At 62.7% G+C, this 19,827-nt stretch carries 18 protein-coding genes; 7 read left to right on the top strand and 11 right to left on the bottom strand.

Going from position 1 to position 19,827, the window contains the following annotated elements:
* Nucleotides 1-48: 48 nt before the first annotated feature.
* From IVA74_RS16685 to ugpC, 4 genes are all read right to left on the bottom strand, one after another.
* Nucleotides 49-924 (bottom strand): carbohydrate ABC transporter permease, encoded by an 876-nt coding sequence (locus IVA74_RS16685; RefSeq protein WP_247345880.1) that lies wholly within the window; start codon nt 922-924, stop codon nt 49-51.
* Nucleotides 925-926: 2 nt separating this feature from the next.
* Nucleotides 927-1,874 carry a sugar ABC transporter permease gene (locus tag IVA74_RS16680; protein WP_247345878.1) on the bottom strand — a complete coding sequence of 316 codons (948 nt, stop codon included), beginning with the start codon at nt 1,872-1,874 and terminating at the stop codon, nt 927-929.
* 66 nt (nt 1,875-1,940) lie between these two features.
* Nucleotides 1,941-3,254, bottom strand: coding sequence for an ABC transporter substrate-binding protein (locus IVA74_RS16675; protein WP_247345875.1), 1,314 nt, complete (start codon nt 3,252-3,254; stop codon nt 1,941-1,943).
* Between the two features lie 74 nt (nt 3,255-3,328).
* Entirely contained in the window at nt 3,329-4,390 is a 1,062-nt protein-coding gene (ugpC, locus tag IVA74_RS16670; protein ID WP_247345873.1) for a sn-glycerol-3-phosphate ABC transporter ATP-binding protein UgpC, read from the bottom strand.
* Nucleotides 4,391-4,591: 201 nt separating this feature from the next.
* On the opposite strand from ugpC, the gene IVA74_RS16665 reads away from it, so the two are divergent.
* The 7 genes from IVA74_RS16665 to IVA74_RS16635 all read left to right on the top strand — a co-directional run bounded on the left by IVA74_RS16665 (nt 4,592) and on the right by IVA74_RS16635 (nt 11,083).
* Nucleotides 4,592-5,692 (top strand): LacI family DNA-binding transcriptional regulator, encoded by a 1,101-nt coding sequence (locus IVA74_RS16665; RefSeq protein WP_247345870.1) that lies wholly within the window; start codon nt 4,592-4,594, stop codon nt 5,690-5,692.
* Between the two features lie 122 nt (nt 5,693-5,814).
* Nucleotides 5,815-7,644 carry an IlvD/Edd family dehydratase gene (locus IVA74_RS16660; RefSeq protein ID WP_247345867.1) on the top strand — a complete coding sequence of 610 codons (1,830 nt, stop codon included), beginning with the start codon at nt 5,815-5,817 and terminating at the stop codon, nt 7,642-7,644.
* 127 nt (nt 7,645-7,771) lie between these two features.
* A complete protein-coding gene (locus IVA74_RS16655; protein WP_247345864.1) occupies nt 7,772-8,491 on the top strand; it encodes an SDR family oxidoreductase in 720 nt (239 codons plus the stop codon).
* A 123-nt stretch (nt 8,492-8,614) separates the two neighbouring features.
* On the top strand, nt 8,615-9,361 hold the full coding sequence (locus IVA74_RS16650) for an SDR family NAD(P)-dependent oxidoreductase (RefSeq protein ID WP_247345861.1): 747 nt from the start codon (nt 8,615-8,617) through the stop codon (nt 9,359-9,361).
* Nucleotides 9,362-9,368: 7 nt separating this feature from the next.
* Nucleotides 9,369-9,761, top strand: coding sequence for a GFA family protein (locus tag IVA74_RS16645; protein WP_247345858.1), 393 nt, complete (start codon nt 9,369-9,371; stop codon nt 9,759-9,761).
* Nucleotides 9,762-9,914: 153 nt separating this feature from the next.
* Nucleotides 9,915-10,595 (top strand): site-2 protease family protein, encoded by a 681-nt coding sequence (locus IVA74_RS16640; protein WP_247345855.1) that lies wholly within the window; start codon nt 9,915-9,917, stop codon nt 10,593-10,595.
* 65 nt (nt 10,596-10,660) lie between these two features.
* Nucleotides 10,661-11,083 carry a hypothetical protein gene (locus IVA74_RS16635; RefSeq protein WP_247346776.1) on the top strand — a complete coding sequence of 141 codons (423 nt, stop codon included), beginning with the start codon at nt 10,661-10,663 and terminating at the stop codon, nt 11,081-11,083.
* Here the strand turns inward: IVA74_RS16635 and IVA74_RS16630 are convergent.
* The 7 genes from IVA74_RS16630 to IVA74_RS16600 all read right to left on the bottom strand — a co-directional run bounded on the left by IVA74_RS16630 (nt 11,071) and on the right by IVA74_RS16600 (nt 19,698).
* Complete coding sequence (locus IVA74_RS16630; protein ID WP_247345852.1) at nt 11,071-11,886, bottom strand: TonB family protein; 816 nt, start codon at nt 11,884-11,886, stop codon at nt 11,071-11,073. The two genes, IVA74_RS16635 and IVA74_RS16630, sit on opposite strands and share 13 nt — an antisense overlap.
* Before the next feature lie 9 nt (nt 11,887-11,895).
* A complete protein-coding gene (exbD, locus tag IVA74_RS16625) occupies nt 11,896-12,351 on the bottom strand; it encodes a TonB system transport protein ExbD (protein ID WP_247345850.1) in 456 nt (151 codons plus the stop codon).
* Nucleotides 12,352-12,354: 3 nt separating this feature from the next.
* Nucleotides 12,355-13,251, bottom strand: coding sequence for a tonB-system energizer ExbB (exbB, locus tag IVA74_RS16620; RefSeq protein WP_247345845.1), 897 nt, complete (start codon nt 13,249-13,251; stop codon nt 12,355-12,357).
* Nucleotides 13,248-13,937: a Fe2+-dependent dioxygenase gene (locus IVA74_RS16615; RefSeq protein WP_247345842.1), complete on the bottom strand. Its 690-nt coding sequence runs from the start codon at nt 13,935-13,937 to the stop codon at nt 13,248-13,250. The genes exbB and IVA74_RS16615 overlap by 4 nt, the downstream gene beginning before the upstream one ends.
* Before the next feature lie 20 nt (nt 13,938-13,957).
* On the bottom strand, nt 13,958-16,510 hold the full coding sequence (locus tag IVA74_RS16610; RefSeq protein ID WP_247345839.1) for a TonB-dependent receptor: 2,553 nt from the start codon (nt 16,508-16,510) through the stop codon (nt 13,958-13,960).
* A gap of 308 nt (nt 16,511-16,818) precedes the next feature.
* The gene (locus tag IVA74_RS16605; protein ID WP_247345837.1) at nt 16,819-19,227 is read right to left on the bottom strand and encodes a TonB-dependent siderophore receptor; all 2,409 of its coding nucleotides are present in this window, start codon (nt 19,225-19,227) and stop codon (nt 16,819-16,821) included.
* 231 nt (nt 19,228-19,458) lie between these two features.
* A complete protein-coding gene (locus tag IVA74_RS16600; RefSeq protein WP_247345835.1) occupies nt 19,459-19,698 on the bottom strand; it encodes a hypothetical protein in 240 nt (79 codons plus the stop codon).
* Nucleotides 19,699-19,827: the final 129 nt, after the last annotated feature.

The raw sequence follows: 19,827 nt of genomic DNA, 5'->3' as shown, positions 1-19,827 counted from the left end.
TTCTTATTGGCGCGCTGCCCTCAGCGCGCCCTCATTGCGGCCCCGCGATCATTCCTTCACGGCGCCGGTCATCGCCGACACATAATACTCCACGAAGAAGGAATAAAGGATAACCACGGGAACCGAGCCGGTCAGTGCCGCCGCCATCAGTGCGCCCCAATGGTAGACGTCGCCGTTGACGAGCTCGGTGATCGCGCCGACGGGGATCGTCTTGTTCTCGGACGAGGAGATGAAGGTCAGCGCGTAGATGAACTCGTTCCAGGACAACGTGAAGGCGAAGATGCCCGCCGAGATCACCCCCGGCAGCGACAGCGGCAGCGTGATCTTGGTCAGAATCTGGATCCGCGTCGCCCCGTCGATCAGCGCACACTCCTCCAGCTCATAGGGGATGGTGCGGAAATAGCCCATCAGGAGCCAGGTGCAGAACGGGATCAGGAAGGTCGGATAGGTCAGGATCAGCGCCAGATTGCCGTCGAACAGGCCGAGCTGAAACACGATCGCCGCCAGCGGAATGAACAGGATCGAGGGCGGCACGAGATAGCCGAGGAAGATCGCAAGCCCGATATAGCGCGAGCCCTTGTAGCGCAGACGTTCGATCGCATACGCGGCGCACACGCTGGCAAACAGCGAGATGAAGGTCGAGGACACCGAGACGATCACCGTGTTCCACATCCAGAGCGGATAGTCGGTGTCGAAGAACAGCTTCTTGATGTGCTCCAGCGTCGGATGCACGATCCAGAACGGATTGTACCTCTCGTAGTCGTACATCTCCGCGTCCGGCTTGAACGTCGCGATCGCCATCCAGTAGAACGGGAACAGCAGCAAGAAGATGATCAGACCGAGCGGAAGGTAGACGCGGAGAAATTTCCGCGGGAAGCTCTCGAGATAGTCCATTCCGACGCTTTGGTCGTCCGCTGTGCTCATGGTCAGTCCCTCCCGCCCTGCTGCCAGCGGGAACGCTGAAGCCCGAAAAAGCTGAGCAGGATCGCCGCGACCAGGAACGGAATCATCGCGTTCGAGATCGCCGCGCCCTCGCCGAGATTGCCGCCGGTGATGGCGCGCTGGAACGATAGCGTCGCCATCAGATGGGTGGCGTTGATCGGCCCGCCCCGCGTGATGGTGTAGATCAACTGGAAGTCGGTGAAGGTCATCAGCACCGAGAACGTCATCACCACCGCGATGATCGGCGACAGCATCGGCAGCGTGATGTGGCGGAAGCGCTGCAGATTGGTGGCGCCGTCGAGATTGGCGGCCTCGTAGAGCGAGGGCGAGATGGTTTGTAATCCCGCCAGCAGCGTGATCGCCACGAAGGGCACGCCGCGCCAGATGTTGGCGGCGACGACCGACCAGCGCGCATTCCAGGGATCGCCGAGAAAATCGATGTAGTGCGTGATCAGGCCGGCCTTGAGCAGCACCCAGGAAATGATCGAGAACTGGCTGTCATAGATCCACCAGAACGCGATCGCGGAGAGCACCGTCGGCACCACGAAGGGCAATAGCACGATGGCGCGGACGATCGACTTGAACGGCAGCCGCTCGTTGAGCAGCAGCGCCAGGTAAAGTCCGATCGCGAATTTCACGGCGCTGGCGGCGACCGTGTAGAAGATCGTGTTGAACACCGACAGCCAGAACACCGAGTCCTTGGAGAGCGAGACGAAGTTCTGGAACCCGATGTAGCGCCCGGCTCCGCCGATCTTGGCATCGGTCATGCCGAGCCAGAAGCCCAGCGCCAGCGGGTAAGCCAGAAACAGGATGAGAATCGCGATCGCCGGCACCATGAACATCGCGCCGAGGAAATTTCGGCTCTCGAATGCTCTGGTCCACAAGCTGCTGCGCTTGACATGCGCGGCAACGGGCTCGGCCATAACTGCCATGTCGGACTCCCCTCAACGAAAAGTCGCGGCGTCCGGCGAACCGGACGCCGCGTAGATTGGAACTGATCAGACCTGGTAGTAGCGCTTGGCGCGCTCGGCCGCGCGTGCGGCTGCCTGCTTCGGCGTCACGGAGCCCGACGCCGCCTCGGCGAACATGTCGACGACGACGAAGTCGCCCATCACGGCGGCGGAGGCATAGCCGAGATCGCCGGCATAGCCGTTGTCGCGGCAACGCTTCAGGCAGTCCCGATACGGCGTGATCTTGGGATCGGAGGTCCACACCGGGTTGTCGTTGTAGGCCGGAAGCGGCGGCGAGACGTAGCCGTTGGAGGAGACCTCCCAGGCGTCGTAGTTCGCCTTGTCCATCATGAATTTGATGTATTCCTTGACCGCCTTGGGATACTTCGAGTGCTTGTAACCGTAATAGACGAGCACGTTCTGCTGCTCGGTCGACACGCCGACCGGCCCGATCGGCATCGGCGCGTGGTTCATGTCCTTGGCGATCTCCTGCTGCTTCGGATCGGTCGAGTTCTTTCCGACGGTCCAGATCGAGATGCCGTTCAGCGTCAGGCTGAGTTCGCCGTTGAGGAACGCCTTGTTGTTGTTCGAGTCGTTCCACGACAGCACGCCGGGGATGAAGGTCTCGTAGAGCTGCTTGACGTATTCGAGCGCGGCGATCGTCTCCGGCGAGTCGATCACGACCTCGTTCTTGTCGTTGACGACCTTGCCGCCGAATGCCCACAGCGCCCACTGGCACCAGCCGTTGGCGTCGCCCGTGGCGTGGCCGAGCGCGAAGCCGGCCGGCGTATTGTTCTTCTTCAGGGCCTGGCACAGCTTGAGGAAGCCGGCGGTGTCCTTGGGAAATTCATCGAAGCCAGCCGCCTTCACGTGGCTGATGCGGTAGTTCAGGCAGCCGCCGGTCGCGCCCTGCGGAATGGCGATCCAGGTGTTGCCCTTCTTGCCGTAGCGTTCGGCAACCGGATACCAGCCGCCATACTGCGCGCCGAGATAGTCGGCGACATCGGTCACGTCGATCAGCTTTTCCGGGAACTTATGGGGATCATCGAGCGTGCCGATGATCAGGTCGGGACCGGCGCCGACATTGGCCGCGACCGCGGCCTTCGGCCTGATGTCCTCCCAGCTCTCGGCCTCGAGCTTGACCTTGACGCCGGTCTTCTCGGAGAACGCCTTGGTCTGCTCGGCGAACTTGTCGAACTCGGCCTGGATGAACTGCTTCCAGCGCAGCACGCGGATGGACGCGTTCGGCTCCGGCGTGTTGGTCCAGGTCGCCGCACGCACCGGGACGATGCCCGGGCCAGCCAGCAACGCCGCGCCACCGAGGCCGACTTTAAGCACACTTCGCCTGTCGAAATCGCTCATCGTTCTCTCCCTAAATTTTATATTTTGTATCGGGTGGTCTTGTGTTGGGTCTTTTGGGCAGTCGTTCGGCGTCGCTACACGCGTTTGCCCGTCGCCTCGTCGAACAGATGAACCACGGAAGGATCAGGCTTCAGCTTGACCTTGTCACCCGGATTGAATTGGTGACGTTCGCGGAAGACCGCGACGACCTGCTCACCACCGAGCTTCGCAAACACCTGCGTTTCGGAGCCGGTCGGCTCGACCACGACGATCTCGGCATCGGCGCCGTCGTCGGCGATGGTGAAATGCTCGGGCCGCACGCCGTAAACGACGGGACGGCCGTCGGACGCCGCCGGCGCGTTCTTGAGCGGCAGCTTGACGCCGTTCGGACCCTCGAAGGTCGCAACGCCGTTGACGCGCACATGACCCTTCAGGAAGTTCATGGAGGGCGAGCCGATGAAGCCGGCGACGAACTGGTTGTCGGGCTTGTCGTAGAGTTCGAGCGGCGTGCCCATCTGCTCGACGATGCCGTCATGCATGACGACGATCTTGTCGGCCATGGTCATGGCCTCGATCTGGTCGTGGGTGACGTAGACGGTCGTGGTCTTCAGCCGCTGGTGCAGCTCCTTGATCTCGGTGCGCATCGCGACGCGCAGCTTGGCGTCGAGGTTCGACAAAGGTTCATCGAACAGGAACACCTGCGGATCGCGCACGATGGCGCGGCCCATGGCGACGCGCTGGCGCTGGCCGCCGGAGAGCTGGCGCGGGTAACGCTCGAGCAGCGGCGACAGCGCGAGAATTTCGGCGGCGCGCTTGACGCGTTTGTTGATCTCGTCGGTGCTCTCGCCCCGCAGCTTCATCGAGAAGCCCATGTTCTCGCCGACCGTCATGTGCGGATAGAGCGCGTAGTTCTGGAACACCATCGCAATGTCCCGCTCCTTGGGCTGGACATTGTTGACGACGCGGTCGCCGATCGAGATCGTGCCGGAGGTGATGTTCTCGAGGCCCGCGAGCATGCGCAGAAGCGTCGACTTGCCGCAGCCAGAGGGACCAACCAGGACGACGAACTGGCCGTCCTCGATCGGAATCGAAACGCCGTGCAGGACTTCAAAATTGCCGAACGATTTCCGCACGTCGCGGATTTGCACAGACGACATCTAGCTCCCTCCTCGAAAGTCCACGACGCATCTTGCGCCGCGACCGTCTTGTTTTTTCAGACTTCACCGAACGAAGCCCAACCTTAGCGGGGACATTGTCGGCAGTTTGTGCGGTTTTGGCAATTTGTCTTTGGTTAGTCTGTGCTGGTAGCGCTGTCAACGTTCCTTTGTTTGCGACAGTGAGTGTGTTAAGAGCAGCAAATGGGTCGAAAACGCACCAAGTCAGGCAAAATCCGGCTGGCGGAAGTCGCCGAACTTGCCGGCGTCAGCCCGATCACAGCGTCCCGCTTCTTCCGCAATCCCGAGGCGCTGTCGGTCGCCAAGCGGACACGGGTCGAGAGCGCGGCCAAGGAGCTCGGCTATGTGCCCAACCTGGCGGCACGCGCGTTGGCCTCGCAGCGCACCGAAGTGATCGGCGTCTTGATTCCGTCCCTGACCAACAACGTGTTCTCCGACGTGCTGCGCGGCATCTATGACGCCTCCGAAAGCAGCCGTTACTCGATTCAGTTGTCCAATACACGCTACAGTATTCTCCAGGAGGAGAAGCTGCTGCGTCTGTTTCTCGCGCAGAAGCCGGCCGGACTGATCGTCACCGGCATCGACCAGACCGCGGAATCGCGCGCGATGCTCGATGCCGCCGACTGCCCGATTGTGCAGATCATGGAGATCGGACCCAATCCGGTCGACATGATGATCGGCTTTTCGCACTATGACGCAGCCCGCGCGGCGATCGCGCACCTGTTCGCGCAAGGTCACCGCAAGATCGGCTTCGTCGGCGCGCGGATGGATCCACGGGTGCAGCGGCGGCTCGACGGATACGTCTCGGCCATGAAGGACGCTGGACTGTTCGAGCAACGCCTCGTCGTCACGACGGCAACACCGACCTCGGTGACGCTCGGCGCCGCCCTTTTCACCGACCTCCTGGCGCAGGAGCCCGGCATGGACGCGGTGTTCTGCGCCAATGACGACCTCGCGCTCGGCGTGCTGTTCGAATGCAGGCGCCGGGAGATCGCAATACCCGAACAGATCGCGATCGTCGGCTTCAACGATCTCGAATTCATGGCGTCCACCGTGCCGACCCTCTCCAGCGTGCGCACCAACCGCTACGAGATGGGCAACACGGCCGCCGCCATGCTGATCGAGGCGATCGACGGGCGGCGCCCGCAGCATCCGGTGCTCGATCTCGGCTTCAAGGTGATAGAGCGGCAAAGCTCCTCGGCGCGGCGTTCGGACAACAGGCCGGCGGTTTCAGGCGCGGGCGCTGCGAACAAATTGGTAGCGTTACCAAGTGGCCATGACTAGTATCGGATTTGTGAGGAAACGACCCGCCAGCGGGCAGGCAAATCATCACTCGCGCCGTTGGGCATCGCACAAGCCGACACCATAAAACGGACGCCAGTGCGTTTGCATTGCAGGAGAAACCAATGACAAAAAAACCAACCAATGGGCATGCCCCCGCCGAGAACGGCGCTCGGCGCCACCTTCGCTCGCAGGAATGGTTCAACAATCCGCATAACCCGGGCATGACCGCGCTCTATCTGGAGCGCTATTTGAACTACGGTCTGACCCGCGCCGAGCTTCAGTCCGGCAAGCCGATCATCGGCATTGCACAAACCGGCAACGACCTCTCACCCTGCAACCGCCACCATATCGAGCTTGCTCATCGCGTCCGCGAAGGCATCCGCGAGGCCGGCGGCATTGCGATGGAATTCCCGACCCATCCGATCCAGGAGACCGGCAAGCGCCCGACCGCGGCGCTCGACCGCAACCTCGCTTATCTCGGCCTGGTCGAGATCCTCTACGGCTATCCGCTCGACGGCGTGGTGCTGACCACCGGCTGCGACAAGACCACGCCGGCCTGCATGATGGCGGCCGCGACCGTCAACCTGCCCGCGATCGTGCTGTCGGGCGGCCCGATGCTGAACGGCTGGCACAATGGCGAGCGCACCGGCTCCGGCACCATCGTCTGGAAATCGCGCGAGCGGCTCGCCGCAGGCGAGATCGACTATGAGGAATTCATGGAGATCGTGGCGTCATCGGCGCCCTCGGTCGGCCATTGCAACACCATGGGCACCGCCTCGACCATGAACGGGCTTGCGGAAGCGCTCGGCTTCTCGCTACCGGGCTGTGCGGCGATCCCCGCGCCTTATCGCGAGCGCGGCCAGATTGCCTATGAGACGGGCAAGCGCGCCGTCGAGATGGTCTGGGAGGACCTAAAGCCCTCGGACATCCTGACCCGCGAGGCGTTCGAGAACTGCATCGTGATCAACTCGGCAATCGGCGGCTCGACTAACGCGCCGATCCACATCAACGCGCTGGCGCGCCACATCGGCGTGGAGCTCTCGATCGACGACTGGCAGAAGGTCGGCCACGACGTGCCGCTGCTGGTCAACATGCAGCCGGCCGGCTTCTATCTCGGCGAGGAATTCCATCGCGCCGGCGGCATACCGGCGGTGGTGCGCGAATTGATGAAGCACAAGCGCATCCACGAGAACGCGGTCACCGTGAACGGCCGCGGCATCGGCGAGAACTGCGCCAATGCGGCAAAGCCCGACAACGACGTGATCTGGAATTACGACAAGCCGCTGGTCAAGGACGCCGGGTTCCTGGTGCTGCGCGGCAATCTGTTCGATTCAGCGATCATGAAGACCAGCGTGATCTCCAAGGAGTTTCGCGACCGCTATCTCAGCAACCCCAAGGACCTCAACGCCTTCGAGGGCCGCGCCATCGTGTTCGAGGGTCCCGAGGACTATCACGAGCGGATCGACGATGCCTCGCTCGACATTGATGAGCATTGCGTGCTGTTCGTCCGCGGCACCGGGCCGATCGGCTATCCCGGCGGCGCCGAGGTCGTGAACATGCAGCCGCCGGCGGCGTTGATCAAACGCGGCATCCTCGCCCTGCCCTGCATCGGTGACGGCCGCCAGTCCGGCACATCGGGCTCGCCCTCGATCCTCAACGCCTCGCCGGAAGCTGCCGCCAATGGCGGGCTGGCGATCCTCAGGAACGGCGACAAGGTGCGCATCGACCTCAACAAGGGCAGCGCCAACATTCTCATCTCCGACGACGAGGTGAAGAAGCGCCATGCCGAACTGGCGGCCAATGGCGGCTTCAAGCATCCGCCGAACCAGACGCCGTGGCAGGAGCTTTATCGCAACACCGTCGGCCAGCAGTCGACCGGCGCCTGCATGGAGTTGGCGACACGCTACCAGAACGTCGCCGGCACGTTTGGTGTCGCGCGGGATAATCACTAACCACTCGTCATTGCGAGGAGCGAAGCGACGAAGCAATCCAGACTGTCTCCACGGTGAGATTCTGGATTGCTTCGCTTCGCTCGCAATGACGGCATAGCAATCAAATTCACGGTGAGGAGAATTACAAATGGCAGACCGCCTCAAAGGAAAGCGTGCCGTCATCACGGCTGCAGCGGCAGGCATCGGACGCGCATGCGCCATCGCATTCGCACGTGAAGGCGCGACCGTGATCGCCACCGACATCAACGAGAGCGGCATCACGGGCCTGGCCAAGGAAGGCATTGCCGAGACGGCGAAGCTCGACGTTCGCAACACCGCCGACGTCAATGCCTTCGCCAAGCGCGTCGGCAAGGTCGACATCCTGCTGAATGCGGCGGGCTTCGTGCATCACGGCACCATCCTGGAGTGCTCGGAAGAGGACTTTGATTTCTCGTTCGACCTCAACGTCAAGTCGATGCACCGGACCATCAGGGCATTCCTGCCGGACATGCTCGCGGGCGGCGGTGGCAGCATCGTCAACATCTCCTCCTGCGCGGCGCTGCGGCCGCCGGCCAATCGCTCCTCGAAGGCCGCGGTGTCGCTGCTGACGCGCGCGGTCGCGCTCGACTTCATCACCAAGGGTATCCGCTGCAACAGCATCTGCCCCGGCACCGTCGAGACGCCCTCGATGCTCGACCGCGCTGCCGCGCAAGGCCCGCAGGGCAAGGAGATGTTCGTCTCCCGCCAGAAGATGGGCCGGCTCGGCACCGCCGACGAGATCGCGTCGATGGCGATCTATCTCGGCAGTGACGAGAGCGCCTTCACCACCGGCGTCGACCTCGTCGTCGACGGCGGCTACATGCTCTGATTAGTCCTCATCCCGAGGAGCCGCGACAGCGGCGTCTCGAGGGATGGACCACGGGCTCAATGGTTCGAGACGCGCGCCAAGTGCGCGCTCCTCACCATGGGGGATAGATGAAGGGATTTCGCGATGAACAAGATCGATCTCAACGGCCGCGTCGCCATCGTCACCGGCGGCGCGCAGGGCTTTGGCCGCGCCATCACCCAGCGTTTTGTCGATTCCGGCGCCGAGGTCGCGATCTGGGATTTTGACGCCGCGCTGGCCGAGAAGACGGCGAAGGAGATCGGCGACAGCGTCCGCATCTTCAAGGTCGACGTCACCGATACCGCAGCCGTCGAGCAGGCCCGCGATGCGACGCTTGCCGCCTTCGGCAAGATCGACATCCTCGTCAACAATGCGGGCATCGCCGGCGTCAACAAACCGGTCTGGGAAACCGATCTCGAGGAATGGCGCAAGGTGCTGCGCATCAACCTCGACGGTCCCTTTATCGTCTGCAAGGCGATCGTCCCCACGATGCTCAAGCAGAAATACGGGCGCATCGTCAACATCGCCTCGATCGCCGGCAAGGAAGGCAATCCGAACGCCTCGCACTATTCGGCCTCCAAGGCCGGCCTGATCGCGCTGACGAAGTCGCTCGGCAAGGAATTGGCGGCGCATGACATCCTCGTCAACGCGGTGACACCCGCGGCTGCGAAGACCGCGATCTTCGACCAGATGACGCAGCAGCATATCGACTTCATGCTGTCGAAAATCCCCAAAGCGCGCTTCGTGCTGGTGGAAGAGCTCGCCGCGATGGCGGCCTGGCTCGCGTCGGAGGACTGCGCGTTCTCGACCGGCGCCGTGTTCGACATCTCCGGCGGGCGGGCAACATACTGAGGGCATCATGATCAGAGAAGGCGGCTGCCTCTGCGGCGCGGTGCGGTTCAAGGCGGAAGGCGAGCCGCTCAACGTTCGCATCTGCCATTGCCGCATGTGCCAGAAGGCAATGGGCTCGCCCTACTTCGTTCGCGCGCAGTTCGACCAGCGCGCCCTGACCATCGAGGGTGACACCGCCCGCTACGCGTCGTCCGAGAACATCGATCGCGTGTTCTGCAAACGCTGCGGCACGCGCCTGTTCTCATGGCGGCGCAACGGCACCCTGGCGGGCGTCGCACTCACCACGTTCGATGATCGCAACGCCTTCGCGCCGACCGAGCACATCTGGGTCTCGGAGAAGCTCGCCTGGCTGAAGCTCGACGACGGGCTGACGCAGTATCCGGGCACGATCCCGGCGTGAATTTTGGCGGCAGCATAGCGGCTTCGGGCCACGCGGATCATTTGCAGCGTGGCATTTCGGAACCGGCCACCCTATGTTGAGGTGAAGCGTTGCGGCACCACCGGTTTGGCTGGGTCGGCTGCATGACCACAGGCAAACCGGGACGGACGAGCCGTGAACATTTCTTTCTATGACATATCGGTGTGGGTGCTGCCGCTGGTGCTCGCCATCACCTTCCACGAGGCCGCGCACGCCTTCGTTGCATACCGTCTCGGCGACACCACGGCCTGGCAGCTCGGCCGCGTCAGCTTCAACCCGCTCAAGCATATCGACCCATTCGGCACCGTAATCCTGCCGGCGATGCTGCTGTTTGCGCATTCGCCATTCCTGTTCGGCTATGCCAAGCCGGTACCGGTGAATTATCGCAACCTCAACCATCCCCGGCTCGACATGGTCTGGGTGGCGTTGGCCGGGCCCGTCACCAACATCCTGCTGGCGCTCGTCGCAGCTCTTGCCCTGCACGCCCTGCCCTGGGTGCCGGCCAGCTCGGCGCAGTGGATCTTCGACAACCTCAAGAATGCGCTGTTGATCAACGCGGTGCTGGCCGTGTTCAATATGATGCCGATTCCCCCGCTCGATGGCGGGCGCGTCGCGCTCGGGCTGTTGCCCCGGCCTCTCGCCCTGCCGCTGGCCCGGCTTGAGCCGTTCGGGATGCTGATCCTGATCGGTCTCTTGATCCTGCTGCCGCTGGCGGGCTCCCAGTTCGGTCTAAATCTTGATGTTATTTCAGCAATACTGCGAACGTTGACCGGTTATGTGATTCAGACTGTTCTCATTCTGACCGGCAATGCGTAGTTGAACAGCCACACACCCGAACACAAGCCGAAGGGCTCGAGGCCGACTTGGTCAAAGCTGCCGATATGCTGATCGCGCGACGCGCCGACACCCGCGCCCGCGCCGATTTTGCCACCTGGAAGATGATGGCCAAGCTCAACGGGTCGTCCGCGCTGCCTCCGGAAGCGCAGGAGTTCCTCGTCAGCTACAAGAACATGCTGGCGCAGATGAACGAGGGCCAGGCCACAGAGGCCACCATCGGCGTGATCTACAAGGCCTATTATTCCGAGATGGGCGGCGCAGGAACCCCGCCCGACGTCCATCCCCGGGCGCCTGAAACGGCGTCGGACAATGTTACCGCCTTCCGCCGCCCAGAACCGAAGCCGAAAAAGGTCAATTTCTTCGGGGCAGCGACCGCAGGCGCAACCCGGAAACGTCCGCTTCCGGTGGCGCTGATCTTCGCCTGCCTGGTCGTTGTCTATGTCGCGATCAGGCTCTACTGGCGCTGAGCCGCCTTCTTCTTTTTCTTGGCGTCCGGCGGCGTGAAGATGATGTCGACGGTGCGCTCGAACCGGTCTTCGGTCAGCCCGGCCGGCGGCTGCGGGACGGGATCGGACTTGCGGACGATCGAGATCGCGGCCGTATCGTAAGCTGCATCCCCGGACGACTCCACGACGTCGACCGAAAGCACGTTGCCCCGTCGGTTGATCGCGAAGGAAACCTTGACCTTCTGATTGTTGGGCTGCTTCCCCTCCGGATTGACCTTGTGGGCCGTGAGGTGCGCGCTGATCTTGCGATTCCAGTCGGCCGTGAGCTTCAGCATGTCCTTGCCGATGCCAAGCACAGGCGCCAGCGCCTTCTCGGCCTCGCGGGCGTCCTCATCGAGTGTCTGCCGCGCCGTCGCAACGGACTGCGGCGAGGCCTCCGCAGCGGGGGTTTCAACCGCCGCGATCTTCGGGTCCTCGTCCTGCGGCTTCTTCGAGATGTTTTCGGTGACGACCCGATCGGGATCGTCGACCTGTTGCGACTTATCCTTCGGAAGCTCGGTCTCCTTGGTCTCGGCTTTTTGCTCGGGAAGCGCCTGCTGCTCCTGCATCGCTTCACTGTCCGGTCCGGGCGGAAGATCGGTGTCAGGCGCCTTTGGCGAGGCCATCTCGACAGCGAACTCCGCGCCGGATGCGCCCAGGCCATCGTCGCCGTCATCGGTTTGCAAATGGGCCAGCGCGAGCGCGGCACCACCCAGATGCAGCGCGAGCGCTGCCACCGCTGCCAAAATCCAAAGCTTCCGGGGTGGTCTGGGTTCGTCCGACATAGCGGGCCTCTAAGGCTGAGCGGCGCCTGCCACAGGCGCCCCCGGAGCGCCTTCCAGCGCAACCAGTTTCACCCGCGAATAGCCGCCTGCGCGCAACAGCTCCATGACGCCCATCAACTCGCCATACGGCACCGAGCGATCGGCGCGCAGGAAGACATACTTGTCCTTGCTCATGTCCGACAGGCCGTCGAGGGTGCCGATCAACTCGGCGCGGTGGACCGGGTTCTCTCCGATCGCAAGCGTCAAATCGGGCTTGATGCTGAGATAGGTCGGCTTGTCCGGCTTCTTCTGCGGCGTCGCGCTCGACGTCGGCAAATCGATCGGCAGGTCGACCGTGGAGAGCGGCGCTGCGACCATGAAGATGATCAGCAGCACCAGGATGACGTCGATGAACGGCGTGACGTTGATCTCATGCGTCTCGCCGAAATCATCGTCGTCGTCATTGTCTGCGAGCGAAACGCCCATGGTTCACTCCGCCGCGCGCGAATGCACGCTGCCGTGGCTGCGGTCGAGATCGCGCGAGAGCAGCCGCCCCGCCGCGCCCGAGGCACGGCTGACGAGCTCGAGATAGCTCTTCGTCACGCGCGAGAAGTAGTTGTAGATGATGACGGCGGGAATGGCGGCGACAAGGCCGATCGCGGTCGCGAGCAGCGCCTCGGCGATGCCGGGCGCGACCACGGCGAGATTCGTGGTCTGCGACTTCGAGATGCCGATGAAGCTGTTCATGATGCCCCATACCGTGCCGAACAGGCCAACGAAGGGCGAGGTCGAGCCGATGGTCGCGAGCACGCCCATGCCGACGCGGATGCGCCGCGCCTCCGCGCGCACGATCTCGGAGAAGCTCGAAGCCGCCCGCTCCTTGATGCCGGTATCGCTGGAGAGGCCGGCCGACATCCGCGCCTCGCGTAGCGCCGACGCCAGGAACGACGGCAGGATGCCCTCCTTGGCGCCGAGCGCCATCTGCGCTTCCGCGAGCGAGCGCGCCTCCGCAATCTTCTTCAGGGCCGAACGAAGCTTGGTCGAGGCAACCGACAGCTCGATCGACTTGGCGATCAGCACCGTCCAGGTCATCAGCGATGCGAAGGCGAGCCCGATCATCACCGCCTTCACGATGATGTCCGCCGACTGGAACATCACCCAGGGCGACAGTTCCTTCATGGCCGGCGCGATGCCGACCGCCGCATCGGGCTTTGCCGCCGCCAGCGCGGCGGCTGAGGGAGCCGCGGCGGGCGCGGCCGGCTGAGCTGTCGATTGGACCGGCGTCGCCGGCGGGCTTTGTGTCTGGGCAGAAACAGGGGATGCGAGCCAGGCGGCCGCCAACATCAAGGCTGCGGCAACGCTTGCTTGGAAGGACATGATCTTCATACTTCGGCCCAGTAGCGAATGAGGTTGTGATAGATACCCGTCAATTTGACCGTTTCGGGATCGTCACGCCCGAGCCGTTCCACCAGCGCCTGAATCGCGGTGTCGAGGTCAAAGATCATGCCCCGGGCTTGATCGTCCCGTATCATGCTCTGAAGCCAGAAGAAAGACGCAACCCGCGTTCCCCTCGTCACCGGGGTGACGAGATGGAGGCTGGTCGAGGGATAGAGCACGCAGTCCCCGGCTTGCAACTTGACTTCGTGCGAACCATAGCTGTCCTCGATCACAAGTTCGCCACCGTCGTACTCCTCCGGCTCGGCCAGGAACAAGGTGACCGACAGGTCTGTACGGATGCGAAGGCCGGTCAGGCGGTCGCCGCGGACCGCATTGTCGACGTGCAGGCCGAAATGGTGGCCGCTGCTGGCCGCATAGCGGTTGAACAGCGGCGGGAAGATCTGGAGCGGAATTGCCGCCGCGATGAAGCGCGGGTTCGACGTCAGCGCCGAGATGATGCGGTTGCCGAGTTTTCGCGCGACCTCGCTGTCCGGCGGCAATTGCTCGTTGCGCTTGACCACCGCCGACTGCGAGCCGGCGGTGGAGCGCCCGTCTTCCCAGTCGCTGGCGTCCATGATGCGGCGGAAATCCGCCACATCATCCTTGCTCAAAACGCCTTCAATGCATGTCAGCATGGCACCTCGTCATGACTTCATCAGTAGCGCGCCGAGATCACCAGATAGGCGGCGCGTCCCGGTGCTTCCAGCACGAACGGTGCCGCGCTCTGGTACAGCGCGTCGTAGTAGCGCTTGTCGAAGATGTTGTTCACGAACAGCTTGACCTGCCAGTTCTTGTTGATCTTGGCCTCCGCGAACATGTCGAAGCGCCAGTAGCTTGGGATCGACGTGCCCTGGTTGGCCGCGAGTAAGGTGCCGCCGTAGATCTTCGAGCGGTAAACCGCCTGCCCGCCAAGCTCCCAGACATCGGTGAGCTGGTATTTCGAGAGCAGGCTGAACGACTCGTGCGCAACATTGGCGAGCGGACGGCCGACGTTGGTGGGATACAGGGTCTTGTTCGCGGACGGCGCCAGCGACTGCGTCACCTCCGACTGCATCAGTACGAGACCGCCGAATACGCTCCACTTGTCGGTGATCTTGCCACCGACACCGAGATCAATGCCGCGGATGCGGTAGGCTGCGCCGGCCGTGATACAGGACACCGAGCCGGTAGTCGCCGGTACAGTTACTGGATAGGGACAAGTCGCCGTTGCCGTTGCCGCGGTAATGTTCTGCGATTCGCGCGCGTTGTCCTTCGTGGTCTGAAACAGCGCCGCCGTCAGCAAAAGGTGACGGTCGAACAACTCCCATTTCGTGCCGAGCTCGATCGCCTTGTTCTTCTCCGGCCCGAAAATCTGGTTCGTACTGCCGTTGAGGACGGGTGTGAGACCACCATAAGCGGTGCTCGTCCCATCGAACTCGGCACCGACGGGATTCGCTGAGGTCGCATACGCCACGTAGACGCTGCCATTCGGAAGCGGCTTGAGCGTGAGACCGAGGTTGAAGTTCGGAATCAGGAACTCGGCAGACTGCTGGCCAAACTGGCTCACGCCACCGACCGTTCCGTATCCCGACGTGTTGATCTGGTAATTATCGTAGCGGAAACCGCCGTTGAGGATCAGGAGGTCGCGATAATTCGCGCTATCCATGACGTAGCCGCTGACGGTGTCGATGCCGATTTTGGTCGGCAGCCCTGCCAGCGCGAGCGCTTTACCGGGCAAAAACGTATCTTGGGGAAAGAAGACGCTGACGCCCGTCGGCGAACCGGATGGGCTTACGGGCACTCCGTTCCCCTCCGAGGTGAGCCCGAGATATTTGTCGATCGACGATCTCTCGCGATCGACTTCAATTCCCGCCAGCGCGCTATGCTTGAACCCGACCCCGTCCTGGAATTTGTAGGTCGCCTCCGTCTGGTTGGCGATCACGTCGGTGATCTGGAGACGGCTTTGCGGATTCATCGTGACCGTCGAAGCCGAGAGCGGGGTGCCGTTGATCGGGCTCTCCGGCAGCGTTCCGACGTAGTTCTGCGTCGAGCGCGACGCACGGAACCTGTTGCTGACCATCAGGTCCGGGGTGATCTGCACTTCAGCGTTGAGCGAACCGATGTCCTGGCCGGTCCGGTAGAAGTCGCGATTGATCTGGCCATACCAGTTGTTGCGGTTGGCGCCGAAGTCCGGGAACGGACCGCCGGCGGTGGTCGCGGTGCTCGGCCGATAATAGGGCACACCGAAGTCCGGAACTCCCGTCAATTCGGTATGAATGTAACCAGCCGTGACCTTGACAGCATCGACAGGCTTCCAGGTCGTCGCGACGAAAGCGCCATTGCGATTGTCTTTGACGAAATCGCGCCCGGCGACATCGGCATCCTGGAACAGACCGCCGGCACGAACGGCCAGTGTCGGGTTGATCACTTGGTTGACGTCGAGGGTGACACGCTTGGTCTGGTCGGTGCCAAACGTGGTGTCCATGTTGTAGAAGCTCTTCTCCGTCGTCGCCTGCTTGGTGACGATGTTGATCGCACCACCGGCGACACCGCGACCGGCAAAGGTCGAGCCGGGACCGCGCAGGATCTCAACCTGCTCGGTGAAGAAGTTCTCACGAACGCTCACGCCGGGATCGCGGACACCGTCGATGAAGATGTCGTTGCGGGCGTCGAAGCCGCGAATAAAGAAGCGGTCACCGAAGGCGTTGCCGCCCTCGCCTGTTCCAAGCGTCACGCCAGCCGTACTCAGGATCGCCCGTTTCAGCGACGTGGCGTTCATGTCCTCGAGCACATCCTTTGTAAGCACAGTGATCGATTTTGGCGTGTTGAGGATCGGCTCGGGGAATTTGCCTGACGCCTGCACCCGGGTCGCCATGTAAGGCGCGGCGGGATTTGCGTACGGATCACGGTCGGCCGCAAGACCGCCTGGATTGACGACTGGCGCCGTTGCTGCCTGCTGCCGCTGCGCAGCACGCCGAAGCGCATTGCGCGCGCGGACCTGGTCGGCCGCCGGTTTCGAAGCCACGGGGCGCGGACGCTGGACCGGCGCATCGACCGTCACCGGCGGCAGGTTCGACTGCTGCGCCTGAGCCCCGCTCGAAACTGACGCGACGGCGATCAGACTGGCCACTGCAGAAACGGTCTTGCCCGTCGCAGCGTCCAAATTGTTGCCGAATGATTTCCGAACAGCGACCGGACGCAACGATCGCGGTGTTTTCGTCATGCTCATCACACGCCCCGCAGTGTTTTTGCTTCCATTGGCCACGTTGCGACAACGCGACGCACCGGTGCTATCGGGCGTATTGATGGGGGTCAACGCGATCACGGCAACACAGCGGAGGAATCCGCCCATTTCAAAGCAATTCTAAACTTGCCTGCGCGCGTCACTTTGTAAGCGTTCTAATCTCGAGTTTGTAAGCGTTCTAAACTGATGCCGATTTTGTCCCTCGGACACCGGTGGCACGCACTCTCACCATCGGATGCGGAAGGTGGAGGGATGCCCGCCATGGCGGACATCCCAGCCTTGGATAGGCGAAATCAGAACTTCGCCGTCGTCACGAGATAGAATGCCCGGCCCGGCGCGACCGCCACGAACGGCACGGCGCTGCGGTAGAGCGTATCGTAGTAGAGCTTGTTGGTGAGATTCTGCGCGTAGAACTTCATGGTCCAGTTCTTGTCGATCTTTTTCTCGACGAACGCGTCGAAGCGCCAGTAGCTCGGGAGCTCGTTGCCGGTATTGGCCGCGAACGTGCCGCCATAGACTTTCGAGCGGTACACCGCCTGCCCGCCCAGCTCCCAGCCGCCATCGAACTTGTACTTGGTCAGCATGCTGAACGACTGGTGCGCGACGTTGGCGAGCTGCAGGCCGAGGTTGGAGGCGATGTTGCTCTGCGTGACCTTCGACTGCATCAGCACGATACCGCCGAAGATGCTCCAGCGATCGGTGATCTTGCCCTCGGCCTCGATGTCGATGCCCTGGATGCGGTAGGCAGCGTTCGACGTGAGCAGGCCCGCGGCGTTTGTCTCGCGCGCATTGTCCTTCGTGGTCTGGAACAGCGCAGCGCTGACCAGCAGGTGACGATCCGCCAGCTCCCATTTGGTGCCGAGTTCGGCCGCCTTGTTGCGCTCGGGCCCGAGCAGGATGGCCGTGTTGGCCGGAACGCCACCGTAGTCGGTGCCGGTCGCGTCAAGCTCCGAGCCGAACGGATTGGCCGAGGTCGCATAGGCCGCATAGACGCTGCCGATCGACGTCGGCTTGTAGACCAGGCCGACGTTGTAATTGACGAGGTCGGCGTTCATTTTCAGGTAATTCGGCGAGTTGGTCGACGAGCTCATGTTGTAGCCGTCGTAACGGATGCCGCCATTGACGATGATCGTGTCCTGCCAGTTGGTGGTATCCATGACGTACACGCTGCTGGTGTTGACACCATAGCGCGTCGGGTTTCCGGTCAACGACGGCGATCCGAACGGAATGTTGGTGTACTGGGGGGAATAGAGATTGACCCCTGTAACGGCGCCGGTGCTGGTGAAGGCGCTGCCGGCCAATTCCGACGCGAGGCCGGCGTAACGGTCGATCGAGATGTTCTCGTTCGCATATTCCACGCCGAATACCGCAGTGTGCTTCACCCCGCCGGTGTCGAGCTTGAACGTGGCCTCATTCTGGTTGGCCCACACGTCCACGTTCTGCAGCCGGCTCTGCGCGCTGGCCGTCGTGGTCCAGAGCAAGGGATTGGGGCTGGTCGTATTCGGGTTCTGCGGCAGCGTGCCGATGTAGTTCAGCAGCGAGTGCTCGCCGCGCACTTTGCTGCTCAGCGTGATGGCCTCGTTGACCTCGTACTCGATCGTGCCGGTGCCGAAATCCTGCCGCGCGGTCTGGAAGTCGCGGTTGAGGAAGCCGTACCAGTTTCCACGCGGAATGCCGGCGGACGTCACCGGCACGTTACCCTTCTTGTAATAAGGCACGCCGAAATCCGGCAGGCCGCTGAGATCGGTATGGACGTAGTTCGTGGTGATCTTGATGTCGCTGGTCGGGGTGTACTTGGTCGAGGTGAAACTGCCCCAGCGATTGTCGGTGACGTAGTCGCGGCCGGCGACGTTGGCATCCTGGAACATGCCGCCGGTGCGCACCGAGAAGGTCGGATCGATCACCTGGTTGACATCGATCGTGACGCGCTTGGTCCTGTCGGTGCCGAACTCGGTATCCATGCGCTTGAAGTTGGTGTCGCCGGCCTGCTTGGTGACGATGTTGATGGCGCCGCCGGCGGTGCCGCGGCCGGCATAGGACGAGGCTGGCCCGCGCAGAATCTCGATCTGCTCGGTGAAGAAGTTCTCGCGGATCGAGACCGCGGGATCGCGGATGCCGTCGATGAAGACGTCGTTTCGCGCGTCGAAGCCGCGGATGAAGAAGCGGTCGCCGAAGGCGTTGCCGCCCTCACCCGATCCCAGCGTCACGCCGGCGGTCGAACGGCCGATCTCCTTCAGCGTCGTGGCATTCTTGTCCTCGAGCACTTCCTTGCTGAGCACCGTGATGGTCTTCGGCGTGTTCAGCATCGGCTCGGGAAACTTGCCGGAGGCCTGGACGTGGTCGACCTTGTAGGGCGCCGCCGGATCGGAATAGGGATTGCGATCGACTTCGCCGGCCGGGACCGTGGGCGCGGTCTGCTGCGCCGCCTGCTGCCGCTGCGCGGCGCGCCGAAGCGCATTGCGCGCGCGGACCTGATCCGGCGTCGGCTTCGAAACCGCGGGACGCGGACGCGCGACGGGAGCGTCGACCGTCACCGGCGGCAGGTTCGACTGCTGCGCCTCTGCGCCGCTCGACACCGACGCCACCGCGATCAATCCGGCAACGGCAGAAACCGCCTTGCCAGAATGCCCATCGAACTTGTTCTCAACCGAATGCCCCCCTGCGATCGAACGCAACGATCGCGGCACAACTGCCAGCTCCATCCCAACGCACCCCATCTTGAATTCATCGATCCGCAACATGCGCGATGAACGATGGGCCGGTGCTATCGATCGAGAAAATGCGGGTCAATGCAGTGTGATCCGTTCGATCACTTGAAATGGTCCAGTTCAAATCGATTCTAAAATCGAGCTTTGTAATCGATCTAAATCCGCGCGACATAGTGATGCAGTTGATCTGCACGCATCTTGCTCCACACGGTCGCGTGTTGCAGCTCAATCGCTGCTCGGCGGCTTCATCAGCGAGAACAATTCGTCGATGGTCTTCTGCGCCACGGCGCGCACGCGATCACTATCGTCCATGCCGGCGATGTTGACGCCGTTGACGACGGCTTTGATCTCGTCGCGGAAGTCCGTGAGGAAGCGCAGGGGATCACGCTGCTCGTTGGCAACGCGTGCGATCAGTCCCGTGATCAGAATCTGACACGCGATCAGCTTGCCGTTCAGCTCGTCCATCCTGCGCTCCCTCTGGTGGCGGGGCCGATATGAACGATGCCGATTTTCCTGACAACCGAAACGGCCTCTGCACGGTTTAGAACCGTTCTTGTAAAGCGTCCGCGCCGGCGGCTCTGCGCGGCGCCATTC

Source organism: Bradyrhizobium sp. 132, from assembly GCF_023074185.1.
GTDB lineage: Bacteria > Pseudomonadota > Alphaproteobacteria > Rhizobiales > Xanthobacteraceae > Bradyrhizobium.
The sequence above is the reverse complement of the archived record's forward strand: the minus strand, read 5'-3'. Positions and strand labels throughout refer to the sequence as shown.

What these genes read in the sequence shown, in the direction of transcription:
- IVA74_RS16685 (WP_247345880.1), bottom strand. Translation starts at nt 924, where the DNA reads ATGAGCACAGCGGACGACCAAAGCGTCGGAATGGACTATCTCGAGAGC.
- IVA74_RS16680 (WP_247345878.1), bottom strand. Translation starts at nt 1,874, where the DNA reads ATGGCAGTTATGGCCGAGCCCGTTGCCGCGCATGTCAAGCGCAGCAGC.
- IVA74_RS16675 (WP_247345875.1), bottom strand. Translation starts at nt 3,254, where the DNA reads ATGAGCGATTTCGACAGGCGAAGTGTGCTTAAAGTCGGCCTCGGTGGC.
- ugpC (WP_247345873.1), bottom strand. Translation starts at nt 4,390, where the DNA reads ATGTCGTCTGTGCAAATCCGCGACGTGCGGAAATCGTTCGGCAATTTT.
- IVA74_RS16665 (WP_247345870.1), top strand. Translation starts at nt 4,592, where the DNA reads ATGGGTCGAAAACGCACCAAGTCAGGCAAAATCCGGCTGGCGGAAGTC.
- IVA74_RS16660 (WP_247345867.1), top strand. Translation starts at nt 5,815, where the DNA reads ATGACAAAAAAACCAACCAATGGGCATGCCCCCGCCGAGAACGGCGCT.
- IVA74_RS16655 (WP_247345864.1), top strand. Translation starts at nt 7,772, where the DNA reads ATGGCAGACCGCCTCAAAGGAAAGCGTGCCGTCATCACGGCTGCAGCG.
- IVA74_RS16650 (WP_247345861.1), top strand. Translation starts at nt 8,615, where the DNA reads ATGAACAAGATCGATCTCAACGGCCGCGTCGCCATCGTCACCGGCGGC.
- IVA74_RS16645 (WP_247345858.1), top strand. Translation starts at nt 9,369, where the DNA reads ATGATCAGAGAAGGCGGCTGCCTCTGCGGCGCGGTGCGGTTCAAGGCG.
- IVA74_RS16635 (WP_247346776.1), top strand. Translation starts at nt 10,661, where the DNA reads ATGCTGATCGCGCGACGCGCCGACACCCGCGCCCGCGCCGATTTTGCC.
- IVA74_RS16630 (WP_247345852.1), bottom strand. Translation starts at nt 11,886, where the DNA reads ATGTCGGACGAACCCAGACCACCCCGGAAGCTTTGGATTTTGGCAGCG.
- exbD (WP_247345850.1), bottom strand. Translation starts at nt 12,351, where the DNA reads ATGGGCGTTTCGCTCGCAGACAATGACGACGACGATGATTTCGGCGAG.
- exbB (WP_247345845.1), bottom strand. Translation starts at nt 13,251, where the DNA reads ATGAAGATCATGTCCTTCCAAGCAAGCGTTGCCGCAGCCTTGATGTTG.
- IVA74_RS16615 (WP_247345842.1), bottom strand. Translation starts at nt 13,937, where the DNA reads ATGCTGACATGCATTGAAGGCGTTTTGAGCAAGGATGATGTGGCGGAT.
- IVA74_RS16610 (WP_247345839.1), bottom strand. Translation starts at nt 16,510, where the DNA reads ATGAGCATGACGAAAACACCGCGATCGTTGCGTCCGGTCGCTGTTCGG.
- IVA74_RS16605 (WP_247345837.1), bottom strand. Translation starts at nt 19,227, where the DNA reads ATGGAGCTGGCAGTTGTGCCGCGATCGTTGCGTTCGATCGCAGGGGGG.
- IVA74_RS16600 (WP_247345835.1), bottom strand. Translation starts at nt 19,698, where the DNA reads ATGGACGAGCTGAACGGCAAGCTGATCGCGTGTCAGATTCTGATCACG.